A 19935-nucleotide genomic window follows, 5' to 3' on the forward strand; every position below is an offset into this window, starting at 1 on the left:
ATATAAAAAATAAGATTCACCATGAAACTAAAACAGATTTTAGCAACCATTGCCATAAGTGCAGTTACTGCTTTAGGCGTAATTTGGGGCTATGGTAAATTCACAAAATCAAATTACGATGGCGGCTACGGCCAGCAATCAGCATTACCTTCTAATTATAATTATGCAGGCTTTGGGAACGATTCTTCAGCGCCTCCAGGCCCGGTAGATTTTACACAATCGGCGCAGGCTGCAATTCCGGCTGTAGTGCATATAAAAACAAAAACCAATGCAAAGCAGGTTACCAATAGTACCCCAAGAAAAAACCCTTTCAGCGATTTTTTTGGAGACGACGATATGTTTAACCAACTTTTTGGTGGTAGCCGTGGTTATATACCCGAGCAAAGGGCTTCCGGCTCCGGTGTATTAATTAGCAGCGATGGATATATTCTTACCAATAACCATGTGGTTGCCGATGCAGATGTGGTTACCGTTTCGCTAAGTAATAAAAAAACATATACCGCAAAAGTAATTGGCAGAGACGCTGCTTATGACATTGCCGTAATAAAAGTGGATGCCACAAACCTTCCTTATTTATTATACGGTAATTCCGATAATGTAAAAGTGGGCCAATGGGTATTGGCAATTGGTTATCCATTAAACCTGGAAACTACAGTAACCGCCGGAATTGTGAGTGCAAAAGCCCGTACACTGGGTTTAAATAAGCAAAAAGCCGGTAATATGGCTGTAGAATCTTACATTCAAACAGATGCTGCCGTAAACCAGGGCAATAGCGGCGGCGCTCTTATTGATACCGAAGGAAAATTAATTGGCATCAACTCCGCTATTGCATCTCCCACGGGTTTTTATTCCGGTTATTCTTATGCAATACCGGTAAATATTGCCCAAAAAGTAGTGGACGATATTATTAAATACGGCACAGTACAAAGGGCATACCTCGGCGTATCTTATGTAGATGCCGGTGATTTGTCACCCGAAGAAAAAACTAAAAACAATATACCTGCAGAGGTAACGGGTATTTATGTAAATGAAGCCGTGCCTGATGGCGGCGCTTATTCGGCCGGTATACGCAAGGGCGATATTATCAAAAGCATTAATAATACCAACCTGCAAAGCGGTGCAGAAATGCAGGACCAAATTAGCCGGTTTAAACCAGGCGATAAAATTAATATAGGCTACATTAGAAATAATAAAGAAATGGCTACTACGGTTATCCTCAAAAATAAATCAGGAAACATAAGCATGGTAAAACAGGCTGAAGCAATGGATAAACTTGGTGCAGACCTTGCAACCCTTGATGAAAGAAGGGCGAAAGAATACGGAGTGAGCGGTGGAGTAGTGGTGAAAAGAATAAAAGAAGGCCCCTTAAATGACCAAACCAGGATGAAAGACAGCTTTGTTATTGTAAAAGTGGATGATAAAGATGTAAAAACTACTGATGACTTAAACAAAGCTATTGCCGATAAAAAAACGGTTACACTTAGTGGGTTTTATCCCGGCTACGATGGCTTATACGATTACCAGGTAGATTTAGACGGTAATTGATTCTATACAAGTTTTAAAATTAAAGGCCTTCCTTTTTGCGATGGCCTTTTTTTATTTTTCTTACAGAGGGTTGTTATTGAACCAAGGAATTTTCTCTCATAAGCGCCTGTAAGGTTTCTGGGGTTTTTTGCAGTAACACAACGGTTTTTCCTGTGCTGAGTTTTTGATAAATTTCTACATTATAATGCCTCAAGGTTAGCAGCGTAAGGTTGCGCTCCATTTCCACATCAAATAATTCCGAAGCAAGATGTGCCAGTTGGTCTATTTTTTCTTTTCGGTCGTCAAAGCTGCAAAGCAAAGAAATGGCCGTGTTTTGCGATAAGTTGGGCTTGAGTTTTACCTTATCAAAAATGGCATGCAGCTGCTCTATGGGCTTGTCTTCCACAAAAGAAAAATCTTTTGATTTAAACTGCATCAATGCCTGGTTTTCTTTTACTACAATTAACGGCGGAAGTTGCCTGGCCAATTTATTGGTAATAGAAGTGCCTTGCAAAGTAGGGTCCAAAAAATTTTTTACATACAGCGGTATATTTTTATTTTGTAAAGGCTTTATGGTTTTGGGATGTATTACCTGTGCGCCATAATAAGCCATTTCAATTACCTCGGCATAGCTTAAAGAGTAAATGTTAACAGCATCATCAAATTTTCTTGGGTCGGCGTTCATCACCGATTCTACATCTTTCCAAATGGTAACCGATTCGGCATCCATCAGGTTGGCAAAAATAGCAGCCGTATAATCGCTCCCTTCCCTTCCCAATGTAGTGCTTTCGTTTTCATAGGTAGCTCCAATAAAACCCTGTGTTAAAACCACATCGTATTGCTCAAATAATGGTAAAATTTTATCCTGTATGGCAGCTCCTGTAAATTTCCAATCTACGCCAGCATCCCTAAAATTATTATCTGTTCTTATAATATCCCTTACATCCACCCAGGCAATTTTAACGCCAAGTTCCAGCAGGTAATGATACAATATAGCCGTGCTCATCAACTCGCCGCTACATACAACCTGGTCGTAATAAAAATCAAAATTTCGTACCGGTTTATCATACAAAAGCCATTCTACTTCTGTAAAAAAATCTTTTAACTGGTTTTCACCCTTTAAGGCATGGGTTACGGTAAGAAATTTTAACGTATTCCTGTGCTGGTCCTTAACTTGTTGAAACAAGGCAAGAGCCTCTTCGCTTTTTGCTTCAAAAAAAGAACCGGCAACTTTTTCCAGTGCATTGGTGGTTTTGCCCATTGCCGATACCACCAGCAAAAGCTTATCTTTTGCATGGCTTTTAATTATTTGCGCTGTATCCTTAAACCTGTCTATACTATTTATGCTGGCGCCGCCAAATTTGAAAACTTTCATGTTATATTTTAAATACCGAAAAGCCTGTTTTTAAAAAGAAAATTTCTCTTTCCGGTGTTTTTTAATAATGCTTACTTTTGGCCTGCAAATCTAATTGCCTAATTTGTAAACTTAAAAATATTTATGCTTGTTAACAGAGAAATACAAACCCTCGATGAGTTTACCATTCAGCAATTAAGGGATTTTCCCAGGGCAACCGGCGAGCTAAGCAGCTTACTGAGAGATATTGGCCTGGCGGCAAAACGCATCCATGTAGAAGTAAATAAAGCAGGCCTGGTGGATATTTTGGGAGATTATGGCACCACCAATGTGCAGGGAGAAGAGGTAAAAAAACTAGATGTGTTCGCTAACGATCAGTTAATGGGTGTTTTAAGGCATGGCATTAGTTGCGCCGGCATTGGTAGCGAAGAATTGGACGATATTGTGATTTTTAATGATGAAATAAGCAATAAATCAAAATATGTGTGCCTTTTTGATCCATTAGACGGCAGCTCAAATATTGATGTAAATGTATCTATAGGTACCATTTTTAGTGTTTACAGGCGGGTAAGCGAATTGGGTAAGCCTGCAACTAAAGAAGATTTTTTACAAAAAGGCAATAAGCAGGTTGCAGCAGGCTACGTTATTTACGGCTCTTCCACCATGTTGGTTTATGCCACAAACAGGGGCGTAAACGGGTTTACATTAGACCAGGCAATTGGCGAGTTTTCCCTAAGCCACCCGGCAATTAAATGCCCGGAAAATGGCAAAATTTATTCTGTAAACCATGGCAACTTTTTTCAGTATCAGCCTACGGTAAAAAGTTATATAAATGTTTGTCAAAACAAAACCAAAGAAACCGGCGGCCCATACACACAACGCTATATTGGCAGTATGGTGGCAGATGTACATAGAAATTTAATTAAAGGCGGTATTTTTATGTATCCCGGAACTACAGATAAGCCCAAGGGTAAACTCCGCCTGATGTATGAATGTAACCCATTTGCTTTTATTGTAGAAAAAGCTGGTGGCAGGGCTACCAATGGTGATATACGCATCTTAGATATTCAACCTACAGAATTGCACCAGCGTACCCCATTGTTTATTGGCAGTAATAAAATGATGGAAGAACTGGAGCAGCATCACATACCCAAAAGTAAATAATGAGAGAGCCTATAATTTCCGTAAAAAACCTGTATAAAAAATATGGGAGCTTTGAAGCTGTAAAAGGCATTTCATTTGATGTATTTGAAGGGGAAATTTTTGGGTTGCTTGGGCCAAACGGCGCTGGTAAAAGTACAACCCTGGAAATAATAGAAACCCTCCGTATCAAAACATCAGGCAAAATTTTTGTAAATGGTTTTGATCTTGATGAAAAGCCCGGTGAAATCAAAAAAATCATTGGGGTTCAGTTGCAGTCTTCGGGTTTTTATCCAGGCCTTAATCTGTTGGAGTTAATTGAAATGTTTTCCGGTATTTATAATAGTAATACCAATGCTATTGAATTGCTAAAAAAAGTAAACCTGGAAGATAAAGCCCATAACAAGGCAAAGGAGCTTAGTGGCGGCCAAAAGCAAAGATTTTCTATTGCCACTACATTAATCAATAGCCCTAATATTATTTTTCTCGATGAGCCCACTACAGGCCTCGATCCGCAGGCACGCCGCAACCTTTGGGATTTAATAAAAGAAATTAGAAACGCAGGCACAACCGTAATTATAACAACGCATTATATGGATGAAGCCGAGCAACTTTGCGACCGCATTGCCATAATGGATGAAGGTAAAATAATTAAATTGGCCAGCCCCGATGCCATGATAGATGAACTTGTGGCAGGCGGCTTTGAAAAGCCAAAGCCGGTAAAAGGCGCCAACCTGGAAGATGTTTTCATACATTTAACAGGAAAAGAAATACGGGAAGAATAAATTTGTAAATATTTTTAAACAGAATAAAATAATCAAAAGAATGAAAAGGATTTTGTTTGTTACAGTTTTGGGGTTTTTTACCTTAAATACAATAGCTCAAAAAGAAAAGAAAAAAACGGTGCAACAGAACAATGTGCCGGAATTGGATATGAAAAATGCTATTGACAGCTTTAGCTATGCTGCAGGCGTAAATATTGCAAAAAACATGCAGGGCCAGGGTATTGAAAAATTAAATAGCGAGTTATTGAAAAGGGCAGTTGAAGATGTTTTGAGCAATAGAAAATTATTAATGGAAGAACAACAATGCAATATGACTTTACAACAAAAACTACAGCAATTTCAACAGGCAAAACTCCATACCACTAAAGCGGCTGGTGAAGCTTTTTTGGCTAAAAACAAAACAAGGCAGGGCGTTACTGTATTGCCAAACGGCCTGCAATATGAAATAGTAAAAGCCGGAGATGGCCCTAAACCTACAGAAGCAGATACAGTGGTAGTGCATTATACCGGCACTTTAATTGACGGTACCGAATTTGACAGCTCAGTAAAAAGAGGAGAGCCCGCAACTTTTCCATTAAAAGGGGTAATAAAAGGCTGGACAGAAATTTTACAATTGATGCCCAAAGGATCAAAATGGAAAGTATATATTCCCAGCGACCTTGCATATGGCGAAAGAGCAGCAGGGCAATTAATTAAACCCGGCTCTACTTTAATTTTTGATATTGACCTCATTGATATAAAACCTGCAATTGCAAATTGATAGCAGATGATTTAAAATATCCCATTGGCAAATATAATGAGCAGCCGTTCTCTGAAAAATTGAAAGAAGAATGGATTGCTGAAATAGCCGTATTGCCGCAGCACCTGGAACTGGTAATGCAAAACCTCGATGTAGCACAACTGCATACCGCCTACAGGCCCGGAGGCTGGACGGTAAACCAATTGGTACACCATGTTGCCGATAGCCACATGAATGCTTTTTGCAGGTTTAAATTTATACTTACCGAGAACGATTATACAATAAAAGCATACAACCAGGATAAATGGGCAGGGTTGCCCGATACCCAAAATTTGCCGGTTAATATTTCTATTACTTTATTATTTGCACTCCATAAAAGGTGGGTGGAAATATTAAAAAATATCCCTGCCGAAAGCTGGAACCGTACTGCCTTTCACCCGGTACATAATAAAATGGTATCGCTTTGGTATCTTTTGGGCAGCTATGCATGGCATGGGAAACACCATGTGGCCCATATTCAACAACTTAGAAAAAGAATGAACTGGTAAATGTAATTTTCAATACAACTTTTAAAACGATGCAATATGGAACAAACCCCCAATCAAAACTATTTAAGTAACGACTTAACACTTGATGCTGTTGCAAATGCTCATTTGAAAGAAACCGCCATGTGGGGAAAATTCCTGGGAATAACTGGCATGGTAGTTTCTGTTCTATTTATCATTTTTGGATTTTTTGCCGGCGCCTTTTTTTCAAAACTAAGTGAAATGCCCGGCACCGGTGCAAACCCTTTTGCCGAAATGGGTGTAGGTATTCTTAGCGGCATCTATATTGTAATGGGTATTATATCCCTTATTCTTTCGTGGATTATGTACAAATTCGGTAATAAAACGCAACTTGGCTTAAAAACAAATGATCAAACTACCATGAATACCGGCCTGGCAAACTTAAAAATTCTTTTTCGTATTTATGGCATCATTGTTATTATCTACCTGGGTTTTGTTGCACTGGCTTTATTGTTTTCAATTATCGGCACAATGATGAATTAAGGTAGTAACTATTTTTTAAAAACTAAGTTGCTTATTGCAGCTACTTTTTTTATGCATCAGCTTAATATTAATTGTATCTAATCAAATTGTATTACCTTCATTTCAAAATAATTTTACTATGGCAATTATTGCTTCTTACTGGTGGCTGATACTATTAATTTTTATAGTATTTACGGGTTTGGTAACTGTAAACCAGGGCTATATAGGTGTAGTAACTATGTTTGGTAAATACCAGCGCATTTTGCGCCCAGGGTTAAACTTTAAAATACCTTTTTTAGAACAGATTTATAAAAAAGTAAGTATCCAAAATCGTTCGGTTGAAATGGAATTCCAGGCCGTAACAATTGACCAGGCCAATGTGTATTTCAAATCAATGCTTTTATATTCGGTGCAAAACGCCGATGAAGAAACCATTCGTAAAGTTGCTTTTAAATTTTTTAGCGACAGGGATTTAATGCAGGCATTGGTGCGTACCATCGAAGGAAACATCAGGGCATTTGTTGCCACAAAAAAGCAATCGGAAATACTGGGCTTACGCCGGGATATTGTGGAATTTGTAAAAGAACACGTAGATTCTTCACTCGAAGAATGGGGCTACCACCTGCTTGACCTGCAAATAAATGATATCACTTTCGACCAGGCAATTATAGAAAGTATGAGCAAAGTGGTGGCAAGTAATAATTTAAAAGCAGCGGCAGAAAATGAAGGCCAGGCATTACTCATTACTAAAACCAAAGCTGCCGAAGCCGATGGTAACTCCATAAAAATTGCTGCAGAAGCAGAAAGACTGGCTGCCCAGCTACGTGGCCAGGGTGTAGCACTTTTTAGGGAAGAAGTGGCAAGAGGTATGAGCCAGGCAGCAGAGCAAATGAAACAAGCCAACCTGGATACCAATGTAATCCTATTTAGCATGTGGACGGAAGCCATAAAAAACTTTGCAGAATACGGCAAAGGCAATATCATCTTCCTGGATGGCAGCAGCGAAGGCATGGCACGTACCATGCGTGAAATAATGGCCATGCAGCAAATGGATAAAAAATAGTACCGTTTATTTTTTAGAAATAAAATGATGATGTTGAAGATTAACATTTTATTACAGCAAGTTTAAAGCAGGTTTTACTTTATTGCAGGTAAATAATCCAGGCATCAATTAATTGCAGCAAATTTTTATTTTATAATTACAATCTATGTTCACTATTTTTTTACAGGCCGATAGTACTGTAGCAGCCGCTTCATCGGCTCAGGTAGAAACAGTTTGGGGAATGTTAACCAAGGGTGGCCCTTTAATGATTCCTTTATTTATTTTATTTGCCCTGGCCGTATTTTTCTTTTTTGAACGCCTTTTAATCATCCGTAAAGCTTCAAAAGTTGATGAAAATTTTATAAGAATTATTAAAGACCACATTATAAGCGGTAATGTAAATGCTGCAAGGAGTTTATCGAAAAATACCAATAACCCTGTAGCTAAAATGATAGATAAAGGCATCCAACGCATTGGCAAGCCTATAGATGCCATAGAAAAAAGCATGGAGAATGTGGGCAAACTCGAAATATATAAAGTGGAAAAAAATTTGAGTATTTTGGCTGTTATTGCCCGTATTGCGCCATTGTTTGGTTTTGTGGGAACCATTGTGGGGCTGGTAATATTGCTTAAAGAATTTGCAACAATTAGCAACCCTTCTATTAGCCAAATTGCCGATGCCATGTATATTAAATTAATTACTTCGGCCACGGGCCTTATCATTGGTATGCTTGCCTATTTGGGTTACAGTTATCTCGATACGCAAGTGAACAGGCTGGCCAACCGGCTGGAAGTGGCCAACAGCGAGTTTATTGATATTTTACAGGAACCCACACGTTGATTTTTTTCATTGAATTATTAAAATGGCAACTTTAAGAAATAACCGGTACAGGAATGAACATTCTGAAGTGGACACAGGCCCGCTGAACGATATTTTGTTTATACTACTTATGTTTTTTCTCATGATTTCTACACTGGCCAATCCCAATGTAATTAAAATGAGTGTGCCAAGGGCAAAAAGCGATACTAAACAAAAGCAAAGTGTGGTGGTGAGTGTAGATAAGGATAGGAATTTTTATGTAGGCTCAAAAAAAATTGTTGCCGATTCTTTGGAGCCTGCTTTAAGAAAATTTATTAATGAAGGCGATAGTATAAAACCTGCGGTTGTAATTAATGCAGATTCTGTTGCACAATGGGGAGAAATTGTAAGGGTTATGAAAATTGCCCGTAAACTTGGCGCCACTACTTCTGCAACCGTTACAGGCAATGAGTAAAATGTACAAACCTGTTTTTCCCAAATATATCTTTTACCGGTTCTGCCAAAAATTTTTTGGCTTTAAATAAATCCAAAGTTTCAGTTGCAAAATTTTCGTGTACTTCTACAAAGCCTTTGCCGCTATTGAGTAAATGGCCTTGTGCAAATTCTGCAATACTTTCATAAAAAATCAAGGGGTTGTCATCCGGCACAAACAAAGCAATATGAGGTTCATTCAAGCTTACGTTTTTATCCATGTTGCTAATCTGTCTTTTGGGAATGTAAGGCGGGTTGCTTATTATGCAGTCATATTTTTCCGTAAAATCATTTTCTTTCCTGTTTAAAAAATCAATGCAGTAAAAGTTTATGGCAACTTTATTCAACAAGGCATTTTCACGGGCAATATTGAGTGCATTTTCGCTAATATCAATGGCATCAGCAATGGTATTTGGAAATTTATTTTTTATAGAAACAGGGATACATCCGCTGCCGCAGCCAATATCTATTAGCCTGGGTTTTTCCCTTGGCTTTAAAAATTGTATTGCTTGCAGAACCAGTTCTTCTGTTTCGGGGCGTGGTATTAATGTAGCTGGCGTTACTTTAAATTTCAGGTTGTGAAACCAGGTGTAACCCAGCGCATATTGCACCGGCACATGCTTTTTTAATTTATCCAATATGCCCAGCAAATCATCTGTTTCCTCCCTGGCCAAATCTATGTTTTTATCCGGTAAACGGCCCTTGGTAAAATATCCTTTTTCTTTAAATACTAAATGGGTAATTGCAGTAGCCTCGCCTTTGTCATAAATTTTTATCAGCGCCTGCAAATATTGATTGTATAAATTACTTATCTCCATCTTGGCAAACATACTAATTTTGCAGCGCCATTTCACCTTTCAGTTTATATGACAGAAGAAGAAAAATATATGAACCGTTGCCTTCAACTGGCAGCATTGGGTACTTCAACCGTAGCGCCTAATCCTATGGTAGGCGCCGTATTGGTTTATAACAACAGGGTAATTGGCGAAGGGTACCACAGGCAATACGGTGGTGACCACGCCGAAATCAATTGCCTGGCATCGGTAAAAGTTGAAGACAGGCAATATATTGCAAAAGCTGTAATGTACGTTTCACTGGAGCCCTGCGCCCACTTTGGTAAAACCCCGCCCTGTGTTGATGCCATCATCAAAAATAAAATACCCCATGTAGTAATTGCCTGCAGGGATAGCTTTGCTACTGTAAACGGAAAAGGAATCCAAAAATTAAAAGATGCCGGTGTAAAAATTACAGAAAATATCCTGCAACAACAGGCTATAAATTTAAACAAACGTTTTTTTACTTTTCATTCCCTAAACCGGCCCTATATCATTTTAAAATGGGCAAAAAGTGCCAATGGCTTTATAGCAGGTGCAAATAAATCAAGGGTTAAAATTACGAATGAATTAACGGATAAGCTGGTACATAAATGGAGGAGTGAAGAAGCTGCAATAATGGTAGGAACAAATACTGCTCTTATTGATAACCCAGCGCTCAACAACCGGTATTGGAATGGTAAAAACCCGGTAAGAGTAATTATTGACCTTAATTTAAAATTGCCATCTCATTTGCAATTGTTTGATGGGAAATCTCAAACTATAATTATCAATTTTAGTAAACATGAAAAAACACATAACCTTTTGTATCAAAAAATTGACCATAGTGAAAACAGGGTAGCATCTATACTTGCCATGTTGCAAAAGCATAATTTAACATCTGTAATTGTAGAAGGCGGCGCCCAATTGTTGCAATCACTTATCCGTTCCGGTACTTGGGACGAAGCCCGGGTAATTACCAATCAATCATTGATGATTAAAGATGGGTTATCTGCACCGCAATTAATGGATGCATTATTTCAGAATGAACAAATGATCCTTAACGATCAAATACGGTATTATCAAAATCAAAAGCAACAAAATTATTTTGGAGCACTATAATACAATTGATAAGCAGGGCATGGCAGAATTTAAAGACAGGGGAAGCAAGTTCCTGGCTTATGTATTTCCATGTGAAGCTGCTGCAGTTTTTAAAATTAAAATGCTGGAAATTAAAAAAGAACATCCCAAAGCTGTGCATTATTGTTTTGCTTATAAAATGGGAACTGATGGGAATAATTTCAGAAGCAGCGATGATGGCGAGCCTTCGGGCACGGCAGGGAAACCAATTTTAAGGCAAATTGAGAGCAAAAATATTACCGATATATGCATAATAGTTGTAAGGTATTTTGGGGGCACATTATTGGGCGTATCAGGTTTAATTAATGCATATAAAACCTCTGCTTCACTTGCTTTACAAATTGTGCCGGTAATTACCAAACCTATATTAAAATTTTATCAACTACAATTCGGGTACCTCAATTTAAATGATATAATGTTGACAATCAAACAACTTAATGGCATCATTCAACAATCTGAAACACAGCTTTTTTGCAAAATGCTTGTGGGCATTCCTTTAAACAGGGTAGCAGAATTTGATAGGAGAATGGAAAACGCCAGCAACGTGGAAATTGTTGAATTATTGCAGGAGGTGGTAAAAAAAGCAAGGGTAAACCCAAATCTTTAACATTTATTTTTTAATTTTAACCCCAATTCAAAAATTGTTATGAGAAAATTTACATTAGTCATCTTACTGGCTTTTCCGTTTTTGAAGGGCGAAGCCCAACAGCTACATTTTACCAGCCAGTATTTGCAGCATAATTTTATGTATAATCCCGGAGCTGCCGGTATTGCCAATAATAATATGATTGGTATTTCTTACAGAGACCAATGGTCGTCTTTTCCTGGAAATCCCAAAACATATATGTTGTATGGCGATTTTAGCCTCAATAAAATGAAAGCCGGGGCGGGCGCATATATTTACCGGGATGAAACGGGGCCTACAAGTCGCACAGGCATTGATCTTTCTTTCTCAAAGCATATTATTTCATTAGATGGTAAAAAGAAGCTTGGCCTGGGTTTAGAAGTTAGGGGACTGCAATATGCTATAGACAAAAGTAAAATCAATATAGATGTACAGGGAGACCCTGTACTTGCAGGCTCTGGCAATAAATTTGCCTTTGATGCAGGCGCTGGGGTTTATTATACCAATCAAAAATTAAGTGTGGGCGCTGCTGTGAGCCAGTTAATACAATCTAAGCTGGAATTTGGCAGCCCATCCAATGCCAACCAAAGAGGTAAACTTTACAGGCATTATGTATTTAATGCCAATTACAAAATTCAAACCGGCGATAATATTTATTTGCTCCCCAATGCCATGATGCGGATTATTGAACATTCACCATCTGAATATGAATTTGGCGCCATGTTTAATTACAAAGAAAAAATTTGGTGGGGCCTTCAATACAGGATTGACCAGTTTTGGTCAATGCAGGCCGGCGTAAAAATTTTACAAAAAATAGGGTTAACCTATAGTTATGATTATTATCAAACGCCCATTAATGTATTTACATCAGGCTCAGGCGCCCATGAAATTGGTATCCGATTCGATCTAAAATCAAATTCCCCTCAGTTTTAAATCATATATAAACCAGATAAATTACTAATAAACAACTGCATATGTCATTTAATAAAACAAAAAAAGGAACCACAAAATTTGCAAAAATTTTTGCAATGCCTTTTTTGATTACGCTGTGTTTTTTACTTTCGGCACAGTTGAGCTATGCTCAGCCTGCCAATGATGATCCCTGTAATGCAATACCCTTAACCGTTGGCAATAATAACTGTACTTTTCAGCAATTTACTAATGAGGCGGCAACCAATACTGCAGGGGTAACCCCTCCGGGATGTGCCAGTTACCAGGGCGCTGATGTATGGTTTTCGGTAGTAGTACCTGCAGGTGGCGCTTTAATTTTTGACACTCAGCAAGGTGTTGTTACCGATGGTGGTATGGCAATTTACAGAGGAACTTGCGATAACCTTGTTTTAATAGAGTGTGATGATGATGATAGCCCCAATGGTTTAATGCCAAGAATTATGCGTTTCGATTTAATTGCCACAGAAACAATATGGGTAAGATTTTGGGAATATGGCGGTAATAACAATGGTACATTTAATATTTGTGTAACTACTCCTCCGCCGCCTCCTTCTAATGATGATCCTTGCAATGCTATTTCATTAACAGTTGGGAATGCTGTTTGTAACTATACTCAATTTACCAATGCCTTTGCTGGTAATTCTACCGGTGTTCCGGCACCTGGCTGTGCAAACTACCAGGGTGGTGATGTATGGTTTACTGTAACCGTACCTGCTGGTGGCGCTTTAAATTTTAATACACAACAAGGTGTAGTTACCGATGCTGGCATGGCAATTTACAGTGGCTCATGCGATAACCTTAATTTAATAGATTGTGATGATGATGATAGCCAAAACGGATTGATGCCCATGATAATGAGTACTGGCTTAACGCCGGGTGCAACTATTTGGATAAGAGTGTGGGAAAACGGCAATAACAATAATGGTACTTTTGGAATATGCGTAAATACCCCTCCACCGGCTCCGGGCAATGATGACCCATGTGGTGCCATTAATATTAATGCAGCTTATACCTGTAATTATACTATGTATTCCAATGAAGGCTCTACAACAACTACTGGCGCACCGGTGCCGGGTTGTGCAACATTTACTACTCCTGCAGCAAGCAAACCCGACGTATGGTTTAAAGTAGTAGTTCCCTGCGAAGGAAAATTAATTTTTGATACACAAACTGGATCTATAACCGATGGCGGCATGGCCATTTACAGGGGAACCTGTGATAACCTTACGTTAATAGAATGTGATGATGATGATAGCCAAAACGGGTTAATGCCAAGGATTGTGAGGAATGACCTTATTTCCGGTGAAACAATATGGGTAAGATTTTGGCAATATAGCGGTGGAACGGGAACTTTTGGACTTTGTATAACTGTCCCTCCGCCATCTCAACCTTCTTCAAATTGTACTACAGCGCAATCTTTTTGTACAAGCGCTTTCCCCGATACAGTGATGAATGTAACTGGTGTACCCAGCCTTGGACAGGTAGATTGCTTGTTTACCACACCAAACCCAACTTTCTATTACTTACAAATTCAAACCGCAGGTGATATTAATATTCACATTACCCAATTTACAAGTGCAGGTGTACCTATTGACGTAGACTTTATCGTTTGGGGTCCGTTTAACGACCTTGCATCGGTTTGCGGTCCTGCAGGTGGGTTGGATGTAAATGGCCCAGTTGTGGATTGTAGTTATTCGGCGGCGCCTGTAGAAGATGCCTTTATACCTAATGCACAAATTGGGGAATATTACCTGTTCCTTGTAACCAATTATAATGGCCAGGCTGGTTATATTGTGTACCAGCAAACGGCCGGTACTGGTAGCAGTAATTGTAATATTGTGTGCCAGCTTGATGGCAGCAATGATGGGCCAGTTTGCCCAGGCGGTTCTGTAAACCTTTTCGTTACAGATGTACCAGGCGCTACTTATAGCTGGACCGGGCCTAATTGCTTTACATCAACACAGCAAAATCCTACAACGGTATTCCCTCCATCTATTCCAGGCCAATATGTTTATTTTGTTACTGCAAATGCACCCAATGGTACTATTTGCTACGATACTACATTAGTAACTGTACTCACTCCTCCTGACTTAGGTTTAGATTCTACGGTGCAAATTTGTGCAGGAAGTACAACCGACCTTACAACAATTTATAACACAACAGGACTTACTACAACATGGACATTTGGCGGTGGGCCGGTATCTAATCCAACAGCAGTATCGGAGGCCGGAATTTATCAATTGTCTGTAATAAATTCAAGTGGTTGTGTTGATACCGCAATAGTAACCGTGGAAACTTTCCTTATAACGATTGGGCAGGATACTACCTTAAATATTTGCGAAGGTGGATCGGCAAACCTAACATCAGTGTACAATACAACGGGCTTTACAACAGCCTGGACTTTTGGAGGTAATACGGTAACCACGCCTGATGCAGTTACTGCAGCCGGTATTTACCAGCTAATTGCAGAAAATGCTTTGGGCTGTGCAGATACGGTAAATGTTACTGTAGCAATTGATGTGGTAAGTGCAACGGCAGCTTCAACCAATGCCAATTGTACCGATAATGGAGTTGCAAGCGTAAACACTCCTTTGGGCTTTACTCCATTTACTTATGCCATTAGTACAGCGCCAACAGATTTTGTGCCAACGCCTGACTTTAGCGTTCCACAGGGTACTTACACAATTACCGTAAAAGACTCTTTAGGATGCGTAAAAGATATTCCTGTAACGGTTGGCTTTACCAATAACATGCTGTTAAGTGCTATTGGCGATACCTCAATATGTAATGGCGCACAGCCGGTAACCCTTACCGCTTCAGGTAATGCAGCATCTTATTCCTGGAGCCCAACAGAAGGACTAAATGATCCTGCTTCGGCAACTCCCCAATTTACACCTACAGCAAGCGGTACTTATACCTTTACCGTAACCGGTACACTTGGCTTGTGTACGCTAAATGAAAACGTTACCGTAAATGTATTTAACGGTGTAAGCGTAAACATCATTCAATCTGCACTGGAACTTGTACATGGTGAGCAAACCTTTATACAGGCAACCGCAGGCGCCAATGCAGTTTCTTTTGCATGGACACCGCCAATAAGCTTAAGTTCTGCAACAGTTTTATCACCATTAATTACCGGCGATGTAATTGGTGTAACTACTTATACGCTCACAGCAACGGATGCCGATGGTTGTAAGTCCTCGGATAATATTATAGTGAACATTATTCCATATTGCATTAAAGTGGCCAATGCATTTACACCAAACGGTGATGGCATTAATGACCTGTGGACTGTATATGACAATATTGAATGTTTGAAAAACGTACAAGTAAGTATTTTTAACAGGTACGGCGCCAAAGTGTATGAAAATAAAAATTATCAGAACAACTGGAATGGTACTTATAAAGGCAAACCGGTTCCTGATGCTACTTATTATGCAGTACTGCAGTTTAGCCTGGTAAACGGAAGGGTATTTACAGTTAAAACCGATTTAACTATCATGCGATAATACAGTTTATTGAAAATAATTAAAGCCTCCCAAAAAAAGGGAGGTTTTTTTTTACGATTAAGGTACAAATTTTTAGCAGGCATTTTTTTGCTTAAAACAAGATTAATTATTTTCTTGTAAGTTTGTTTCAAATGGATGCAGAATCAATAAGAAAATATGCTTTGGCTTTGCCTGGTGTACAGGAAAGTTTTCCTTTTGACGAAACAACCCTGGTTTTTAAAGTAGATAATAAAATTTTCCTTTTACTGGCATTGGATGAAATACCACTGAGATTTAATGCAAAGTGCCAGCCGGATGAAGCGATTGAACTTAGGGAAAATTTTCCCCAAAGCATTATCCCGGGTTACCACATGAACAAAAAACATTGGAATACCATTATTGTAAATGGCAACCTGAAACCATCATTAATAAAGGACTTGATTGAAAAAAGTTATAAACTCGTACAAAAAATTAAGTGATGAAAATAAGCAATAAGGTACTCGTTTTTATTTTACTGATGCTATCTTTTGCATTTTATTATTTGGGTAAAAGCTGCAATAACAAAACCAAAACCACCATAATTCAAAATACTGCAATTATTAAAGAGATAGCGGAACTTGGTTCACTAAGTGTTAGCGGAACAGCAACAATTAAGGAAAGCAATAAAGAAGATAATACAGGCATGTATGCCGAGCTAAAAAATATTTTTATTGAAAAAACCCTCAACTTAAGCATACCATTCGAAGCTAAATATGGCGTAGAAATGAAAAACCAGGCAATTCATATTGACAGCAAAGCAAAGCAGGTAACGGTTTTTCTACCGCCTGTACAATTGCTGAGTTTTCAATTACTGTTAAATAATTTAGAAGCAATTGGAAAAACCGGCTGGTTAAATTCGCTTAGTTTAGATGACTTGGTAAAAGTGGAAAAAATATTATACAATACCCAGTTAAATAGCCTGCAGAAAAACGACGCTAATAAAAAACTTGCTGAGGAGCATATCCGCCATCTTATCCAAAAATATTACGAGCCAATGGGCCTTAAGGTAACCTGTGTGTTTAGTGAAAAAAAGGTACCGGTAGCACAACAATAAAATACAGGGCCTAAATTATTCAATAATTTTATTACGCATGGCATACATAATAAGGCCACCAATTGTTTTTGCATTTACTTTGGACTTCATGTTTTGCCGTATAGTTTCAATTGTTCTGGGGCTTAAAAATATTACTTTAGAAATTTCTTCTGTGGTTTTATCTTCTGCAAGTAGTTGAAGTATTTTAACTTCTTTTTCGTTGAAATGAACAGGAGTATGGTTGCCAAAATTCTGCCTTACCCCTTTTTTTTGCATCAGCCTCCCTTTAAAAGCTTTATTAACCAGGTCGTTAAAATAAAAGTCATCTGCAATGCAGGATAATATGGCTTCATAAATTTCCTGTGGGTCTGTAGTTTTGGTAAGATAGGCGTTGGCGCCGGTTTCCATCATTTTGCTTATCATTTGCTGATCGTCGTACATAGAAAGTACAATAATCTTAATGTCTTCAAATTCTTTACGTATGAGTGGAATGGCATTGATGCCGTCAATTTCCGGCATACGTATATCCATTAATAATACATCTGGTTTTTTTATGCCTATTTTATGCATCATATCCTTGCCGTCTTCGGCTTCCCATAGTAGTTTTAAATTGGGTTTATCACTAAGCGCCATTTTAATACCGTCTCTAAAAATTTTGTGGTCGTCGGCTATGGCAAATTTTATTAAAGTTTCAAGTGGCATGTGTAAGTCCCTCTCTTTGGTTTTTAGGTTTGTATAATATTGGATAACTTATTAAAAAATGGAAAAATTACTATTATTTATATTTTTTTAATGTGATAAACGAATTTTACTGGTAAAAATACTTTCCAAATTTAACGTACTAATACCATACATATTGTACTTAAGAAAATATTATGTTGTTTTTTGTCTCCAGGGCTACAATTTTCCAAAAATGCTGGCATTATTTTTGTAAAATATTTAGAAAACAGGTGTAATATTTTTATAATATTCGTATATCTCACTCGTAAGCTTTCGAACTATACCGGTATTTCTACTACGTATTCATACTATAATTTCAATAGTAAAAATACTATTTTATTTCGTATATTTGCGATAAGAACAGGATACTAAATAATTAGTAAATGCTCTGAAACGCTTATCATTACTTATTTTGTGGGGTTCGTAAAGATACGTTATCAAAGTAATCCACTTTTGTGGATAACTTAAATGAGGCATGTTTGCTGTGATATTTAATCGTAAACCACAATTAATCTTTTTACTATGTGGTGTTTTGCATGGTGGTAGGCCTTTCAAGTTTCTTTAGTTTTTAACAAGTATTTTTTATATTTGTTGAAATTAACTACAAGATTCTGAAAAACTTAGCAATTTTTGCTCCAATATTTGAGCTTTTGCCTTTAATCTTTTGTTTTATTTTTCGAAAGAAATTAACAACAAAAGCGTTAAGGGTTTTTTTTATGTATAGAATTGGAGTTTTACTTTTATTTATTTTATCTTTTGTATCATTTTTAGTTAAAAATAAGTTGGGTTCTGCGAATATCATGTATATTCTAATAAACTTATCTACTCTTTTTGAATTTGCAGCTCCGGTATATATAATATACTGCTTATTGGATACCGAGGTATTTAAAAAGATAATTCGAATTTCCACTCCGATAATTATTTTGTTTTCGTTGGGTTACTATACCTGGTTTGGGTGGGTAACCCTTTATACGCTCCCCATGATGGTTTCCTTTTTTGTGCTAATGGTTTACCTAATATTTTATTTTTACGAAAAAGTGAGAACGGTTACCAATTACCCACTATCGCAAACCATCAGTTTTTGGATATGTGTGGGCTTCTTTATATTTATTACCGGCTCTTTTTTCTTTCCTATAATGTTTAATACGAGTGATAATAATACACTTCAGGAAAACATTAGGATTATATATAGTGTAATGACAATTATTAAAGCATTAATATTTTGCATTGCCCTGTTTGCCACCGAACCAACCAAAGGAATAGAAGAATTACAAATACCCGATAATTTGCAGCTTGATGATTTTACACCCGAAAACCTAAAAAACCCTTCATGAGAATGTTTTTTTTACAGGCATTACAGGAGGCACAGGATTCATCCCGTATGATGCTGATAGGCTCTATTGGCATGATAACACTGGCTGCCGGTATTATTGTTTTTGTAATTATGCACCAGCGCAAAGTTATCCGCTTTCACCTGCAAATGAAAAGAATGGAAGCCGAAAAGCAACAGTTATTGCTGCAGGCAAGTATCCGTTTTCAGGAAGAAGAGCGCCAGCGCATTGCCGCCGACCTGCATGATGATGCAGGCCCTTTATTGGCTACAGCCAGGCTCTACCTTAATGAAAATATGGTGAACCTTGAAAAACCTGCACAACTGCAAAATATTTACAGCGCAAGGCAAATAATTGATGATACAATAAGGTTAATACGTAATATTAGCCATAGCCTTATGCCACCCACGCTTAAAAACTTTGGATTGGAAAGCGCCACCATTGATTTGTTCCAAAAAATTAGTGGCAGCGGACAAATTAATGCCAGCGCCAGGTTTCATGATTACAGGGAAAGGTTAAAATCTGACCAGGAATTGCTGGCTTTTAGGGTAATACAGGAGCTTGTAGGAAATATTATTAAGCACAGCAATGCCGCCTTTATTCACCTTACCCAAAACTGTACAAAAGAAAATATGTACATCCGCCTTCACCACGATGGCAAGGGAATAGTACAGGCAGAGTTTGATAAATTAAACCATGTATCCAGCGGGCTGGGCCTTAAAAATATTGCCAGCCGAATGAATGTACTGCATGGCAGGATATTGTTTGAAATAGACCAAAGCCATACTTATTACAAAATTACCCTCGAAATTCCACGGGAATATGAGCAGGAATTATCCTTAATTGTATAGGTTTTAAGATATTCATTTTTCCGGTTCAGTATAACTTTCAAG

General features: G+C 38.0%; 20 protein-coding genes. 17 read left to right on the forward strand and 3 right to left on the reverse strand.

Annotation, left to right across the window (positions count from 1 at the left end):
* Window positions 1-21: 21 nt before the first annotated feature.
* Window positions 22-1545 (forward strand): trypsin-like peptidase domain-containing protein, encoded by a 1524-nt coding sequence (locus IPO46_11935; protein ID QQS62782.1) that lies wholly within the window; start codon window positions 22-24, stop codon window positions 1543-1545.
* A gap of 73 nt (window positions 1546-1618) precedes the next feature.
* Here IPO46_11935 and IPO46_11940 read toward each other — a convergent pair whose 3' ends face one another.
* Entirely contained in the window at window positions 1619-2899 is a 1281-nt protein-coding gene (locus IPO46_11940) for an aspartate kinase (GenBank protein ID QQS62783.1), read from the reverse strand.
* Between the two features lie 141 nt (window positions 2900-3040).
* Here IPO46_11940 and fbp point away from each other — a divergent pair, with 141 nt between their 5' ends.
* The 8 genes from fbp (at window position 3041) to IPO46_11980 (ending at window position 8886) form a co-directional block, all read left to right on the forward strand.
* Window positions 3041-4042 (forward strand): class 1 fructose-bisphosphatase, encoded by a 1002-nt coding sequence (gene fbp / locus IPO46_11945; GenBank protein QQS64402.1) that lies wholly within the window; start codon window positions 3041-3043, stop codon window positions 4040-4042.
* The gene (locus IPO46_11950; GenBank protein ID QQS62784.1) at window positions 4042-4803 is read left to right on the forward strand and encodes an ABC transporter ATP-binding protein; all 762 of its coding nucleotides are present in this window, start codon (window positions 4042-4044) and stop codon (window positions 4801-4803) included. Before fbp ends, IPO46_11950 begins: the two co-directional genes overlap by 1 nt.
* A gap of 160 nt (window positions 4804-4963) precedes the next feature.
* The gene (locus IPO46_11955; protein ID QQS64403.1) at window positions 4964-5563 is read left to right on the forward strand and encodes an FKBP-type peptidyl-prolyl cis-trans isomerase; all 600 of its coding nucleotides are present in this window, start codon (window positions 4964-4966) and stop codon (window positions 5561-5563) included.
* Window positions 5563-6090, forward strand: a complete 528-nt coding sequence (locus IPO46_11960) for a putative metal-dependent hydrolase (GenBank protein QQS64404.1) — start codon at window positions 5563-5565, stop codon at window positions 6088-6090. The genes IPO46_11955 and IPO46_11960 overlap by 1 nt, the downstream gene beginning before the upstream one ends.
* A gap of 36 nt (window positions 6091-6126) precedes the next feature.
* Window positions 6127-6591 carry a hypothetical protein gene (locus IPO46_11965; GenBank protein QQS62785.1) on the forward strand — a complete coding sequence of 155 codons (465 nt, stop codon included), beginning with the start codon at window positions 6127-6129 and terminating at the stop codon, window positions 6589-6591.
* A gap of 118 nt (window positions 6592-6709) precedes the next feature.
* Window positions 6710-7633: an SPFH domain-containing protein gene (locus IPO46_11970; protein ID QQS62786.1), complete on the forward strand. Its 924-nt coding sequence runs from the start codon at window positions 6710-6712 to the stop codon at window positions 7631-7633.
* A 145-nt stretch (window positions 7634-7778) separates the two neighbouring features.
* Complete coding sequence (locus IPO46_11975; protein ID QQS62787.1) at window positions 7779-8453, forward strand: MotA/TolQ/ExbB proton channel family protein; 675 nt, start codon at window positions 7779-7781, stop codon at window positions 8451-8453.
* A 22-nt stretch (window positions 8454-8475) separates the two neighbouring features.
* Window positions 8476-8886, forward strand: coding sequence for a biopolymer transporter ExbD (locus IPO46_11980; protein QQS62788.1), 411 nt, complete (start codon window positions 8476-8478; stop codon window positions 8884-8886).
* Here IPO46_11980 and prmC read toward each other — a convergent pair.
* Window positions 8870-9733 (reverse strand): peptide chain release factor N(5)-glutamine methyltransferase, encoded by an 864-nt coding sequence (gene prmC / locus IPO46_11985; GenBank protein QQS62789.1) that lies wholly within the window; start codon window positions 9731-9733, stop codon window positions 8870-8872. The genes IPO46_11980 and prmC overlap by 17 nt on opposite strands.
* Window positions 9734-9769: 36 nt before the next feature.
* Here prmC and ribD point away from each other — a divergent pair, with 36 nt between their 5' ends.
* The 6 genes from ribD (at window position 9770) to IPO46_12015 (ending at window position 17012) form a co-directional block, all read left to right on the forward strand.
* The gene (ribD, locus tag IPO46_11990; protein ID QQS62790.1) at window positions 9770-10837 is read left to right on the forward strand and encodes a bifunctional diaminohydroxyphosphoribosylaminopyrimidine deaminase/5-amino-6-(5-phosphoribosylamino)uracil reductase RibD; all 1068 of its coding nucleotides are present in this window, start codon (window positions 9770-9772) and stop codon (window positions 10835-10837) included.
* A 19-nt stretch (window positions 10838-10856) separates the two neighbouring features.
* On the forward strand, window positions 10857-11462 hold the full coding sequence (locus tag IPO46_11995; protein QQS64405.1) for a YigZ family protein: 606 nt from the start codon (window positions 10857-10859) through the stop codon (window positions 11460-11462).
* A 39-nt stretch (window positions 11463-11501) separates the two neighbouring features.
* Window positions 11502-12413: a type IX secretion system membrane protein PorP/SprF gene (locus tag IPO46_12000; GenBank protein QQS62791.1), complete on the forward strand. Its 912-nt coding sequence runs from the start codon at window positions 11502-11504 to the stop codon at window positions 12411-12413.
* A gap of 95 nt (window positions 12414-12508) precedes the next feature.
* Window positions 12509-15940 (forward strand): gliding motility-associated C-terminal domain-containing protein, encoded by a 3432-nt coding sequence (locus IPO46_12005; GenBank protein QQS62792.1) that lies wholly within the window; start codon window positions 12509-12511, stop codon window positions 15938-15940.
* A 131-nt stretch (window positions 15941-16071) separates the two neighbouring features.
* Entirely contained in the window at window positions 16072-16398 is a 327-nt protein-coding gene (locus tag IPO46_12010; GenBank protein QQS62793.1) for an MmcQ/YjbR family DNA-binding protein, read from the forward strand.
* A complete protein-coding gene (locus IPO46_12015) occupies window positions 16398-17012 on the forward strand; it encodes a DUF4230 domain-containing protein (protein ID QQS62794.1) in 615 nt (204 codons plus the stop codon). Before IPO46_12010 ends, IPO46_12015 begins: the two co-directional genes overlap by 1 nt.
* A gap of 15 nt (window positions 17013-17027) precedes the next feature.
* Here IPO46_12015 and IPO46_12020 read toward each other — a convergent pair whose 3' ends face one another.
* Window positions 17028-17693 (reverse strand): response regulator transcription factor, encoded by a 666-nt coding sequence (locus IPO46_12020; protein QQS62795.1) that lies wholly within the window; start codon window positions 17691-17693, stop codon window positions 17028-17030.
* A gap of 1022 nt (window positions 17694-18715) precedes the next feature.
* On the opposite strand from IPO46_12020, the gene IPO46_12025 reads away from it, so the two are divergent.
* On the forward strand, window positions 18716-19045 hold the full coding sequence (locus IPO46_12025) for a hypothetical protein (GenBank protein QQS62796.1): 330 nt from the start codon (window positions 18716-18718) through the stop codon (window positions 19043-19045).
* A 2-nt stretch (window positions 19046-19047) separates the two neighbouring features.
* Window positions 19048-19893 carry a two-component sensor histidine kinase gene (locus IPO46_12030; protein QQS64406.1) on the forward strand — a complete coding sequence of 282 codons (846 nt, stop codon included), beginning with the start codon at window positions 19048-19050 and terminating at the stop codon, window positions 19891-19893.
* The last annotated feature ends 42 nt before the right edge of the window (window positions 19894-19935 follow it).

The sequence above is a fragment of the Chitinophagaceae bacterium genome (genome assembly GCA_016699815.1).
GTDB lineage: Bacteria > Bacteroidota > Bacteroidia > Chitinophagales > Chitinophagaceae > Ferruginibacter.

What these genes read in the sequence shown, in the direction of transcription:
- IPO46_12010 (QQS62793.1), top strand. Translation starts at nt 16,072, where the DNA reads ATGGATGCAGAATCAATAAGAAAATATGCTTTGGCTTTGCCTGGTGTA.
- IPO46_12000 (QQS62791.1), top strand. Translation starts at nt 11,502, where the DNA reads ATGAGAAAATTTACATTAGTCATCTTACTGGCTTTTCCGTTTTTGAAG.
- prmC (QQS62789.1), bottom strand. Translation starts at nt 9,733, where the DNA reads ATGTTTGCCAAGATGGAGATAAGTAATTTATACAATCAATATTTGCAG.
- IPO46_12020 (QQS62795.1), bottom strand. Translation starts at nt 17,693, where the DNA reads ATGCCACTTGAAACTTTAATAAAATTTGCCATAGCCGACGACCACAAA.
- IPO46_12030 (QQS64406.1), top strand. Translation starts at nt 19,048, where the DNA reads ATGTTTTTTTTACAGGCATTACAGGAGGCACAGGATTCATCCCGTATG.
- ribD (QQS62790.1), top strand. Translation starts at nt 9,770, where the DNA reads ATGACAGAAGAAGAAAAATATATGAACCGTTGCCTTCAACTGGCAGCA.
- IPO46_11970 (QQS62786.1), top strand. Translation starts at nt 6,710, where the DNA reads ATGGCAATTATTGCTTCTTACTGGTGGCTGATACTATTAATTTTTATA.
- IPO46_12025 (QQS62796.1), top strand. Translation starts at nt 18,716, where the DNA reads ATGGTTTACCTAATATTTTATTTTTACGAAAAAGTGAGAACGGTTACC.
- IPO46_11940 (QQS62783.1), bottom strand. Translation starts at nt 2,899, where the DNA reads ATGAAAGTTTTCAAATTTGGCGGCGCCAGCATAAATAGTATAGACAGG.
- IPO46_11975 (QQS62787.1), top strand. Translation starts at nt 7,779, where the DNA reads ATGTTCACTATTTTTTTACAGGCCGATAGTACTGTAGCAGCCGCTTCA.
- IPO46_12005 (QQS62792.1), top strand. Translation starts at nt 12,509, where the DNA reads ATGCCTTTTTTGATTACGCTGTGTTTTTTACTTTCGGCACAGTTGAGC.
- IPO46_11935 (QQS62782.1), top strand. Translation starts at nt 22, where the DNA reads ATGAAACTAAAACAGATTTTAGCAACCATTGCCATAAGTGCAGTTACT.
- IPO46_11965 (QQS62785.1), top strand. Translation starts at nt 6,127, where the DNA reads ATGGAACAAACCCCCAATCAAAACTATTTAAGTAACGACTTAACACTT.
- IPO46_11980 (QQS62788.1), top strand. Translation starts at nt 8,476, where the DNA reads ATGGCAACTTTAAGAAATAACCGGTACAGGAATGAACATTCTGAAGTG.
- IPO46_11995 (QQS64405.1), top strand. Translation starts at nt 10,857, where the DNA reads ATGGCAGAATTTAAAGACAGGGGAAGCAAGTTCCTGGCTTATGTATTT.
- IPO46_12015 (QQS62794.1), top strand. Translation starts at nt 16,398, where the DNA reads ATGAAAATAAGCAATAAGGTACTCGTTTTTATTTTACTGATGCTATCT.
- IPO46_11950 (QQS62784.1), top strand. Translation starts at nt 4,042, where the DNA reads ATGAGAGAGCCTATAATTTCCGTAAAAAACCTGTATAAAAAATATGGG.